General features: G+C 36.1%; 11 protein-coding genes. 2 read left to right on the top strand and 9 right to left on the bottom strand.

Going from position 1 to position 12115, the window contains the following annotated elements:
• Positions 1 to 8 precede the first annotated feature (8 nt).
• Positions 9 to 998, top strand: coding sequence for a porphobilinogen synthase (gene hemB / locus QJV27_RS02875; protein ID WP_281447483.1), 990 nt, complete (start codon positions 9 to 11; stop codon positions 996 to 998).
• A gap of 127 nt (positions 999 to 1125) precedes the next feature.
• Positions 1126 to 1842 (top strand): arginyltransferase, encoded by a 717-nt coding sequence (locus QJV27_RS02880; protein ID WP_281447484.1) that lies wholly within the window; start codon positions 1126 to 1128, stop codon positions 1840 to 1842.
• On the opposite strand, the gene QJV27_RS02885 is transcribed toward QJV27_RS02880, so the two are convergent.
• The 9 genes from QJV27_RS02885 to tmk all read right to left on the bottom strand — a co-directional run bounded on the left by QJV27_RS02885 (position 1814) and on the right by tmk (position 12109).
• Positions 1814 to 2146 (bottom strand): hypothetical protein, encoded by a 333-nt coding sequence (locus QJV27_RS02885; RefSeq protein ID WP_281447485.1) that lies wholly within the window; start codon positions 2144 to 2146, stop codon positions 1814 to 1816. The two genes, QJV27_RS02880 and QJV27_RS02885, sit on opposite strands and share 29 nt — an antisense overlap.
• 81 nt (positions 2147 to 2227) lie before the next feature.
• Positions 2228 to 4432, bottom strand: a complete 2205-nt coding sequence (gene parC / locus QJV27_RS02890) for a DNA topoisomerase IV subunit A (protein WP_281447486.1) — start codon at positions 4430 to 4432, stop codon at positions 2228 to 2230.
• A 386-nt stretch (positions 4433 to 4818) separates the two neighbouring features.
• Positions 4819 to 6249 (bottom strand): lipopolysaccharide biosynthesis protein, encoded by a 1431-nt coding sequence (locus QJV27_RS02895; RefSeq protein ID WP_281447487.1) that lies wholly within the window; start codon positions 6247 to 6249, stop codon positions 4819 to 4821.
• Between the two features lie 20 nt (positions 6250 to 6269).
• Positions 6270 to 7094: a glycosyltransferase gene (locus QJV27_RS02900; protein WP_281447488.1), complete on the bottom strand. Its 825-nt coding sequence runs from the start codon at positions 7092 to 7094 to the stop codon at positions 6270 to 6272.
• Positions 7095 to 7415: 321 nt separating this feature from the next.
• Positions 7416 to 8204 carry an MBL fold metallo-hydrolase gene (locus QJV27_RS02905; protein WP_281447489.1) on the bottom strand — a complete coding sequence of 263 codons (789 nt, stop codon included), beginning with the start codon at positions 8202 to 8204 and terminating at the stop codon, positions 7416 to 7418.
• Positions 8201 to 8995: a TatD family hydrolase gene (locus QJV27_RS02910; RefSeq protein ID WP_281447490.1), complete on the bottom strand. Its 795-nt coding sequence runs from the start codon at positions 8993 to 8995 to the stop codon at positions 8201 to 8203. Before QJV27_RS02910 ends, QJV27_RS02905 begins: the two co-directional genes overlap by 4 nt.
• A 5-nt stretch (positions 8996 to 9000) precedes the next feature.
• Positions 9001 to 10536 (bottom strand): methionine--tRNA ligase, encoded by a 1536-nt coding sequence (gene metG / locus QJV27_RS02915; RefSeq protein ID WP_281447491.1) that lies wholly within the window; start codon positions 10534 to 10536, stop codon positions 9001 to 9003.
• Complete coding sequence (locus QJV27_RS02920; RefSeq protein ID WP_281447492.1) at positions 10533 to 11495, bottom strand: DNA polymerase III subunit delta'; 963 nt, start codon at positions 11493 to 11495, stop codon at positions 10533 to 10535. The genes metG and QJV27_RS02920 overlap by 4 nt, the downstream gene beginning before the upstream one ends.
• On the bottom strand, positions 11492 to 12109 hold the full coding sequence (gene tmk / locus QJV27_RS02925; RefSeq protein WP_346771180.1) for a dTMP kinase: 618 nt from the start codon (positions 12107 to 12109) through the stop codon (positions 11492 to 11494). Before tmk ends, QJV27_RS02920 begins: the two co-directional genes overlap by 4 nt.
• Between the last annotated feature and the right edge of the window lie 6 nt (positions 12110 to 12115).

A 12115-nucleotide genomic window follows, 5' to 3' on the forward strand; every position in this document is an offset into this window, starting at 1 on the left:
AATATTTCATGATTGGTAACTTTCCCTCAACCCGTATGCGTCGCAATCGTATTAATCATACGACAAGAAGGTTATTTTCCGAAAATAAATTAAGTGTTGATGATCTCATCTGGCCCATTTTTATCGTTGAAGGTAATAATATCGAAACCGAAGTTTCATCAATGCCTGGTACTAAACGGGTTTCAATTGATCGCTTAGGAGCATATGTAGAGCCAGCCGCCCGACTAGGGGTGCCTGCTGTTGCACTATTTCCTGTCACCGCCAAAGAAAAAAGAGATCCTACTGGCAGTGAATCCTATAACCCTGACAACTTGATTTGTCGTGCAGCTAGAGAACTAAAAAATCAATTTCCAGATCTTTTATTAATTGGTGATGTTGCCCTTGACCCTTATACAAGCCATGGTCACGACGGTATTGTAAAAGACGGATATGTGATTAATGATGAAACGGTTGAAGTTTTAGTTAAACAATCCATTAATCAAGCCCTAGCAGGTATTGATATTATCGCCCCATCGGACATGATGGATGGTCGTATTGGTACTATTCGGCAGGCATTAGATCAATATGGTTTCATTAATACGCAATTAATGTCATATGCCGCCAAATACGCAAGTGTTTATTACGGCCCCTTCCGAGATGCATTAGAGTCTGGTGGGTTATTAAAGGGAGATAAAAAAACGTATCAAATGGATCCTGCTAATCGAGCAGAAGCCTTGTCAGAGGTAGAAATGGATATCAAAGAAGGAGCTGACTCTATCATCATTAAACCAGGCATGCCATATCTTGATATTATTCGTTCAGTTCGGGATAAATTTGATATACCGATTGTCAGTTATCAAGTTTCTGGTGAATACGCGATGCTAATGGGGGCAATTCAAAGTGGCTTTCTAAAACACGAGGAAACGATTCTTGAAACTTTACTATGTTTTAAGCGTGCAGGCGCAAACGCTATTATGACGTATTTTGCTATTGAAGCAGCAAAAATTTTGCAAAACTAATGATGAAAGATATTAAAAGATGTCTATTGGTTGGGTATTCTTGACTCAAAAATAGGCATATTTAATATTTGTTTTTTATGAGAACTACTATAAGATATAAAAATAATACATTTATTTTTATATCATTATGGTATTTCATTATTCTTTTAAAACACTAAAATTTTATACCACTCCAGGAAACCGTTGCCCATATCTATCAGGTCAAACAGAACAACGGATCATGACCTGTTTGACCGGTGAAAACGCCAATTACTTGCACAACCATCTGGCAAATATGGGATTTAGACGATCACACAATATTGCCTATATTCATCGTTGTATATCTTGTAAAGCATGCGTCCCCATACGTTTACTGGTTAATGATTTCTCATTAAATAAAACGCAAAAACGAATATTAAAATTAAATCAAGATATACAAATGTATTTAGTCCCTCTTCAAGCAACGATGGAACAATATATATTATTTCATGATTATCTTAAGCAAAGACACGAACAAAGCAAAATGCGACAAATGAATTTTGTCGATTATCAACACATGATTGAACATAGTCCTGTTTTGACTTATTTGATCGAATATAGGCTATCTAACCGCTTGGTAGCCGTTAGTTTGATGGACGAATTAAATAATGGTTTTTCCGCTGTTTATACGTTCTATGATGCTTTATTAACCAAACGTTCGTTGGGAACATTTACAATCTTGTACCAAATAGAATTAACAAAAGACTGTAAATATCCATACTTATATCTAGGATATTGGATTAAAAATAGCCCTCAAATGGCTTATAAAATCAGGTACCAACCCGCTGAATACTTCATTAATAGCTATTGGCAGACAACTTTATGACACTGTATTTTTTTTTAAACAAAGCAAAAAAAGCGTAAGGAATTGAAAGAACTAATATTATTCCATCTACAAACAAATAAGGGAGAAAAACATAGTCTTTTCCATGCGTTCCGCCCCCAGTGACACGAGCAACATTACTTATAAATAAGAAAAAACCAATAGTAGCAATTACGCTACCGAAAATAATCATACTGATTGCCAGTATGATCTTTCTTTTATGTTGGCTAAAAAACAAACGTATAATCAAAGCAATAAGTAAAAATGGAAAAAATGCAAGAATTACTGTAGCTAATATTGATTCCATCAGATACCTTTTTACCTCGATAAAAAATTAAGAATGATAATAAAGTAATTTTTTATCATTCTTATATTTACGTTATATTAATTAACCTCTTAACCAATTAGGGGATTTCTTTCCGACGCCTGCTCGATTTCCAACAAAATCTTGCAACTCTTCAAAACGACGTTTACGACTTTTATCAGAAATCATTAATCCTTCTTCGGATGCAAAGATGGTCATAAATTTTGGTTTTGCTTTTCCTAATTTTTGTAATATTACTCCAGCTCCTTTTTTAAGCTCTGGAATTTGTTCTACTGGAAAAATTAAAAACTTACCTAAAGTACTGGCAATAGCAACATAATCCCCTTGAACAGGTAAACAATAGGCTGCTTTTTCATTATCTTTCAGATTTAATAATTGTTTACCAACTTTTCTATCAGTTGAAAGATTATTCCCTTCTATAATAAAGCCTCGTCCACTGTCTGACGCCAACAAATATTTCGCTGTTTCATCCAATACAAATAACGCAAGCATCATCGCATCATTAGCCAAATCAATTAATAAGCGAATAGGTTGACCATCCCCTCGCCCCTTTGGTAGATCAGACGCCTTGATATTAAAACTCTTTCCGTCACTACCAAAAATACAAAGCCGATCGTTGCTTTGACATTCCAAAAACATGTGTAAATGATCGCCCTCTTTGAATTTTTGCGTCGTTAAATCCAAATTATGACCTTTTAACGCTTTGATCCATCCTTTGTTTGATAAAATAACAGTCAAAGGTTCACGTTCAACTTCTTCTAAAACCTCAACAACATCAACGGGCGCTGGTTCACCAGAGATTATGGTTCTACGTTTTCCCAATGGCCCAGATCCAAATAACTTATGACCCTCTTTTAATTGTTGAGTAATTTTTTTCCAACATAGAGATTCATTGTTTAACAAAGCCATTAAATCGTTACGCTCAGATGATAGCTCATCAAACTCGTGACGAATAGCTTCTTCTTCTAAACGGCGCAAACTGCGCAAACGCATATTCAGAATAGATTCAGCCTGTAAATCCGTTAACTCAAACGTCTTAATTAATACGGGCTTGACCTCATCCTCTTCACGAATGATACGGATCACTTCGTCAAGATTAAGATAAACTGCCAATAAGCCTTGTAAAATTTCTAAACGGCGATCTAATACACCTAAACGATGTTGGCTGCGCCTGACTAAAACTTCGTAACGATGATCCAACCACGAACGTAATATTGCCTTAACCCCCATAACACCAGGGACGGCCTTGGCATCCAAAACATTCATATTATAAGCAAAACGTCCCTCTAATGCTGTGGCTCTAAACAATGACTCCATTAATACTTCGGGTTCTATCGTTCTGTTTTTAGGCTCTAACACCAACCGAACTTCATCTGTACTTTCATCACGAATATCAGCTAATAAAGTTAGTTTCTTTTGATCCATCAAAGAAGCAATTTGCTCGATCAATTTTGATTTTTGAACCTGATAAGGAATTTCTGTAACAATAATCTGCCATGTTCCAAACCGACCTTGCTCGACCTCCCACCTTGCACGTAACCGCAATGAACCACGGCCACTTTCATAGGTTTGTAAAATAGTGTCATGACTTTCTACAATCTCCCCTCCTGTGGGGAAGTCAGGCCCTTGAATAAATTGCAGCAATTCTTTAGTGGTAGCATTGGGATGTTTAATCAAATGCATAGCAGCCGCATATATCTCGCCTGCATTATGGGGGGGGATATTAGTAGCCATTCCAACGGCGATCCCACTGGCACCATTGGCTAATAAATTTGGAAATGCCCCTGGTAAAACGATAGGTTCCTCTTCCTCACCATCATAAGTATCGCGAAAATCAACGGCATCTTCGTCTATTCCCTCCAATAACGCCTGGGCAATCATGGTCATACGGGATTCTGTGTATCGCATGGCCGCAGCATTATCGCCATCAATTGATCCGAAATTGCCCTGCCCTTCTACCAAAGGGTATCTTACTGCGAAATCTTGTGCCAAACGCACCAATGCTTCATAAACTGCAGCATCTCCATGGGGGTGATATTTACCAATAACATCGCCAACAATGCGCGCACATTTCTTAAACCCTGACTTTGGATCTAGCTTTAACTGACGCATGGCAAAAACCAAACGACGATGAACGGGTTTTAATCCATCCCTAACATCAGGCAAAGATCGAGACATAATGGTTGACAACGCATAAGCCAAGTAACGCTCACTTAACGCTGTTGCCAATGGGGTTTCTTTAATTAAGCCTTCGGTTTCGATCGTCATTATCCAAGCTCTTGTTATTCAGTTACAAAAATATATTTTTATAATAAGGGAGATTATTACACGTTTTTTTCAGTTAGATATGTATGTATTTATTACAAATTTTATGCTTTTAATAGTAAGGAATCATACAAATAATTAACATTATATTTAACATGATTCAGATGAATAAAAAATGTAATAAACATTAACCTTGTAGTTCTTTAGGCAATATCTCTAAATCAATATTCACACATGTTACATCACATTTGTATCCATGATAATCTGAAGGCAAAGTTCTTTCAGTTTAAAATCCAACTATGAATAAATTGGAATATTAGAGCTTAATTCATTACCGAGTGTTACTTTAGATAATGCCATAGAAGATATGGTCAGCCCTTACGCAAGATTTAAGATGCGATTAACAATTTTCTCTTTAGTGAATAATACAAATCGTGATGTGTTGCTAATAATAACGAAGTATATATTACAAAAATTAGGAAAACTTTAATAACAAAAGCTTCTAAGGATGAAATATTAAAACCTTCAAGATAAAATCCTATCAATTTAACAAAGAAAAACATTAAAACAGAGCATAATACTGGTTTATATATACACAACATAAAGTCAAAAAAACGTCCACCCAACAACTTTACAGCCAACATGGTATTTGGAAAAAACATAATAACGTTTGCCAGTAAATATAATTTAACCAGCACTTCGATATTATAAAACCCTCCAATAATAAATGAACCGACTTGTAAAACAGAATTAAAAATTGAAATATACAACAATAAATCTGTTTTACCTCTGGACATAAAAACTGCACCCGTTGTACTTACTATTGCTTGCATGGCACCTACAATTGATAACCAAACTAACAACCTTGGTAAAAGCAACCATTGGGGACCAAAAACCAAAAGTGTGAATTCATGACTTACCGCTGATAAACCTAACATAACTGGTGGAACAATCATGGCAATGGCTTTGATAGATTTAAAATAAACCTCAACAGCCTCATCAGACGATGTTTGTAATCGGCTTAAAATTGGATATAAAGATCGGGTTAATATTGACCTCATATTTTGAACAGGAAACAACATTACTTTGTATGCTAGGGAATATTCACCCAATATTGCTGCGGTGAAAAATCGACCTATAATCATTTCGTCACTATTTCTTGAAAAATAATTAACAAAGTTAAATAAAACCAAATTTGAACTAAATTTAAAAATGGATTTAATTTTATCCAGATCAAATATAAATGTTATTTTCCAGCCTGAAAAAAAGCAAAAAGCGATAGAAGTTAAAAGTGAAAAGGCCAGTGTTTGAAAAACAAGGCTATATACACCATAACCATGAACTGCAAAATATATACCCGTTCCCAATGCACTTATCGAAGATACTATTTCCGTAAGTGCCACCGTTTTGAATTGCGATTTCCTTTCTAAAATCGCCAAATGAACGGACGTTATGCTGTTTAATATAAACGTAATGCTTATTAACTTGATAGTATAATTTAATAATTCCAGCTTAAAAAAGTGGGCAATATAATAAGATAGAAAATAAAAAGTTATAGCCAAAGAAAAGCCCATTATCGTGTTTAATATGAACACCGAGCTTATCAATTTACTATCAATTTCTTCTTTTTGAATTATCGCCGCAGAAGATCCCATGTCTCTTAAGATATTTACGAAACTTACGACAATCATCGTCAGTGACATTACACCAATATCTTTTGGTGTTAGGTATCTTGCAAAAATGACCAATCCCAATAACTGACAAGCTACTTTGATAATTTGGGAAAATGAGAGCCATTTTACGTTATGAAATAAGTTCATTGAAATCCAATAATTGAAAGTTATTTATTTTTAAAATAAGATGATATTTTTTTAATTGATATATCATTGTTTGTTTTTTGCAAACCAAGGTAGGACAAAACCTTTTGCACCAATCCATTCATTAATTTAGCAATTAAATTTGATCCTTTTATCTGATAAGTATTTAATAAATTAAGCGCATTATTTTTATGATCTATTTCATCAACGTAAGCCAAGGCTTTGGGACATGCCCTTACCATTGTACCAGACAACTCCAATATTTTGCTTATCCATATATCATCTGTTTTGGGGGCAAGTAAAATATAATCATCATTATTTATCAATGCTTGACTGATCATGCTTTTGGTTAAAACACAACCACCAACACCTGTAATTATATAATCACGACTAAATTTAATTGGTTTTTTACAAATTCTATACCGACTATATGATTGCAAACGTCCAAAAATATTTCTTCTAATTATTCGAACTCTTGATGCTATGGCTAATTTAGATCCATTTTCATAAAAATCTTGTAATAATGTCTCTAACCACTTGTCGCCATAAATAACATCATCATCAACATAAAATAATATATCAGATTGATTTGCAGATCTTATGGCATTAATTATTTTTCTATATGGCCCTGTGTTTTCTACAAATTTAACTTCTATTATATTTAATATACTATTCAGCTCATCAATCCAACTCGGTATTGCTTTTATACCTTCGTCTGCTAAATATGCTTCTTGTGATATCCATAAGACAATTTTATCTGGTTTCTTGGTTTGATGAATCAACGACCATATTGTTGCGCTACAAAGGCCTAACCTTGAAGAAGTCGTTGTTAAATTTACTGAAATCATAAATAATTTCTCTTATGTTTTTGAAAATTTTTTGAATTTTCATTTATATTCAATGCTATAATTAGCTAAAATCTAATTGATCAAAAAAATTTATAAAGCAAAATTATCTTGAAAAAACATAGAAAACTTTACAAAAAATTGAAAGAATTATTCTCTAAGCAATACGACATATCTTATTGAAATGTTACAAATATCAATAATTTTATATCCGCGAAAGATATAGCTCTACTTCAATTAGAGATAGGGAATCTAATTGTATTTTTATTAGGAATTATTAGTTATGACTACAATATTTATTATTTAATCAAAATAAAATCATTATCAAATAAATACTTTTAAGCCATCATAAGCTGCTTCTACCGCGTCAGGCAAGTTATGATATAACCATTTCCAATCCAAATCTTGCCCCATATGGGTCAGTATAGTTCGACGCGGACGAATAATTTCTCGCCATTCCATCACTTTATCCAGCCAAGCATGTGCAGGATGAGGTCGACGTTGTAAGCATCCGACAATCCAAGTATCAACCCCTGTTAAAATATCTAATCCTTTCTGATCGATATCCATTACATCAGTACAATATGCAACCTGATCAAAGCGTATTCCCAAAGTCTTGCCAAATCCATGATATTGTTCAAGGGTCTGAATATGCTCTCCCACGACCTCAATATCATCGCCATATTGAAGAATATTAACCTTTAATGCAGGACGAAAAAAATGCGGTGCTGTTGTCCAGGGTTTAAAAGCATAAGAAAAGCGACTTTTGATTTCTTCGATGGTTTCAAGCGTACCATAAATAGGAATAGGTTTCCCAATCATTCGATTAATAGAACGTAATTCATCCAAGCCAGCAATATGATCAGCATGAGCATGAGTATAAATAACCGCATCAACTTTACTAATTTGTTCTCTTAGTAATTGCGTTCTGATATCGGGGCTAGTATCGATTAAAATACGCTGATGACTTTTCAATTCAATTAAGACAGAAGATCGAGTTCGATAATTTTTGGGTTCTAAAGGATCACATGCACCCCAAATCCCCTGTCCGTTCTCACCCCCCACCATTGGAACACCAGCAGAAGCACCACACCCAAGAAAAGTAACTTTCATGACCATTGGGCCTTTTTAAACAAACGATGGAAATTTTCAGTTGTTTGATCAATAAACGCTGCTTCATTCATCCCAATTAATTCTGCCACATAGCGCGCCGTATGTGCAACATAAGCAGGTTCATTACGCTTTCCACGATAAGGAACAGGGGCCAAATAAGGTGCATCAGTTTCTACCAAAATCCGATCTCTTGGCAATTTAACTATTACATCGCGTAATTCTTTGGCATTTTTAAAGGTTGCAATTCCAGAAATGCTGATATATCCGCCTAAATCCAACGCAGCCTGTGCTAATTCCCAACTGGACGTGAAACAATGAATTAAAAATGGAAAACTGCCACCCTGCTGGGTTTCTTCTTGCAAAATTCTAGCAACATCATCATCTGCTTCACGGGCATGAATACAAACTGGCAACTGCACTTGTTGAGCAGCCTGAATATGCGTTCTGAAAAATTCTTGCTGTCGAATAAAAACGTGGGGTTCACCATAAAAATAATCCAAGCCCGTTTCGCCAATACCAATAATGCTGGGATCTTTGGTCAAGGCAACGATCTGATCGACAGGCATTGGAATCTCATCTTTAACATATTCAGGATGCGTCCCCACCGTGCACCATAATTTTAAATCAGATCTAGAGAAAGTCGCAATATGTTTTTGCTGATCTGCTTTGGATAATCGCGTGCCAATTGTTACAACCTCCCCCAACCCTGCATCTTTGGCATGATCCAATAATTGCAAAATTTCTTCGTCTGAAAAAAAGTCTAGATGACAATGGGTATCAACTAAATACATAGAACTTATTCAGCCTCTACAAAACGTGGAAAAATACCAGCAGGTTTGGGAAGATCACGGCCACTAGGGATAACATTCTCTAAATCAGCAAATTGGCGTTCTGTTTCTAATACCCCAAGTTGAGTTAGCAATTTGTCCATAGCCCCAGGCATAAAGGGTTGTAAACATGTTGCAACAATACGGATTACGTCAACCAAAACTCTTAAAACAACAACCATTCGTTCAGGATCTGTCTTTTTCAACGTCCAAGGGGCTTGGTGATCAATATAAGCATTCGAAGCTCGGATAATCTTCCAAATTGTTTCCAAAGCCTCGTGCAGTGCCTGACGATCAATTTGTTCTCTTAATAAAATAGGCAATAACACAGCTTTGGATAACAGTGCCTCGTCATCTGCATTACGTTTACCGATTTCTGGAACTTTACCATCACAATTACGCGTTACTTGTGTTAGCGTACGCTGTGCTAGGTTCCCTAAATCATTGGCCAATTCGTTGTTCATACGATTAATCAAAGACTGCCTGCTGTAATCGCCATCCCCACCAAAGGGAACTTCACGTAATAAAAAGAAGCGAACAGGGTCCAATCCAAATTCTTCAACCAATTTTAAAGGTTCGATAACATTGCCAACGGATTTGCTCATTTTTTCACCCTCAACAGTCCACCACCCATGGGAGTATATACGTTTTGTTACATCGAGCCCCGCAGCCATTAAAAAAGCTGGCCAATATAGCGCATGAAAACGGGCAATTTCTTTACCAACAAGATGCAAATCAGCAGGCCAAAAACGCCATAGATCCGATTGTTCAACATCAGGATACCCCAATGCAGAAATATAATTCGTTAAGGCATCAAACCAAACATACATAACGTGATCATCGTCACCAGGAACGGGAATACCCCATTTAAAACTGGTGCGACTGATCGATAAATCTCGTAATCCTGATTTAATAAAGCTTAATAATTCGTTCCTACGGCTTTCTGGGCCGACAAATTGTGGATTTTGTTCATAAAATTCCAACAATTTATCTTGCCAAGCTGAAAGCTTGAAAAAGTAAGAGGGTTCTTTCAACCACTTTACTTCGGCACCTGTAGGGGCAATTTTGCGTCCATCAGGAGTTGTTTCTAATTCATCCTCACCATAATAACATTCATCACGCAGCGAATACCACCCTTCATACGCTCCAAGATAGATATAACCTGCATCAGCAATTTTTTTCCATAATGCCTGGCAACTTTTTTTATGACGATCTTCTGTTGTACGAATAAAATCATCATAAGTAATTTCTAAGCGATCAGCCATATTCTTAAACTGAGCAGAAACCATATCCACGAATTTTTGTGGTGTCTGTCCTTGGTTTTGTGCAGCCTGTTCGACTTTTTGTCCATGTTCATCTGTGCCTGTTAAAAAGAACACATCATACCCATCCAACCGTTTAAAGCGCGCCATGACATCCGCAGCAATAGAGGTATAAGCATGACCAACATGAGGGGCCCCATTCACATAGTAAATTGGGGTAGTAATCATATAATGAGGTTTCATAGTTCACTTACAAGGTTAAATTCAGAAATTAGGGTCTGTTTTTTGTCTAAATTAAAGGATTCTGTATCTTTGTGCCACTTTAAAAGTTTTTGCCACAGATCGATCCACTGCGGAATGGTTCTGGACGGGTTACCAAATTGGGTTTTGCCCTCTCTTACAGCATGACGAATGCGATCAGAAATAGCATCCGTTAGCAAATTTAGAAACAAAGAAAAACCATTTTCTTTTTGTAATATCATCTCAACTTGTGCGTATATCTCTTTCCCTGTGATGGGATTGTTTAGCAATGTATCAATAATATCTTTTATATTTAAATAACCACTTTCTAATAATTGTAATGCTTTACCCAATGATCCATCAGCCAAATCAATAGCTGTTTGTTGCTCGATAAACGGTAAATTTGGGGATAAAACTGATAATCCAGCAATCATTTCCTGATCCGATAATCCGTGCAAAGGCATTTTTCGGCAACGACTTAAAATTGTTGGTAACAATCGATTGGGATGGGTTGTAATTAAAAACAATAATGCAGCTTGAGGCGGTTCTTCTAATAATTTTAATAAGCTATTTGCTGCATTTCGATTCATTTTATCGGCGTCTTCGATAACAACGACACGCCACCCCCCTTCTGCTGGGGTCAGACGTAAAAACTCGGCTACTGATCTAATATCTTCAATTAAAATTTCAGCACGCAAACGATTTTTCTTATCATCAAATCGCCGACCAATTACTAATAAATCAGCATGGCTGCCTGCCTTAATCCGGCTGATTGCTTTATCATCTGTACCTAAAATCAAGCGAATTAAATGATAAACGAATGTTGCTTTACCTATGCCCTCTTCACCACTGATCAACCACGCATGATGCAACTTGTTTTGTGCAACCGCTTGTTTGAAATATGCGTATTCTTTTTGATGGCCCCATAAGTGATTATTTTCTCTGGGTAGCATTGGCTTCATTCAGGTAATTTATTAACTATAATAGTACAGACATCTTGATGGATACTGTCTAAATCTTTGTTGGCGTCAACTAATATACAACGATCTGGATTATCTTGCAAAATTTGTTGAAATCCATTTAAAACCCGATAATGAAATGCGTCATCCAAACGTTCATATCGATCAACTTTACCCTGACGGGCTTTGCAACGTGCTAGCATAACGTCGTAAGGGGCTTCAAAAATTAAAGTAAGATCAGGTTTAACCCCTATCAGACCTGACAATTGTTGGATATAGGCAATCAGACTGTTGTCTCCTTGCCCCAGTCCATATCCTTGATATGCTAAGGTAGAGTCAATATAACGATCACAAATAACAATATATCCCTGATCTAGGGCTGGTTTGATAACATTATCAACATGATCACAACGAGCCGTAAAATGCGCCATAATTTCGGCACGCAATGAGAATTGATGCCCCCCAAACAATAACATTTCTCGAATAGCTTCAGCACCTTTGGTACCACCAGGCTCTCTGGTTAACAGAACCTTTTTATTTTGCTCTTTTAATGTATTGTATAAAAGTCTTGCTTGGGTTGATTTACCAGCTCCTTCGCCCCCTTCGAAGGTAATCATGTATCC

It is taken from the genome of Commensalibacter oyaizuii, from assembly GCF_029953265.1.
GTDB lineage: Bacteria > Pseudomonadota > Alphaproteobacteria > Acetobacterales > Acetobacteraceae > Commensalibacter > Commensalibacter oyaizuii.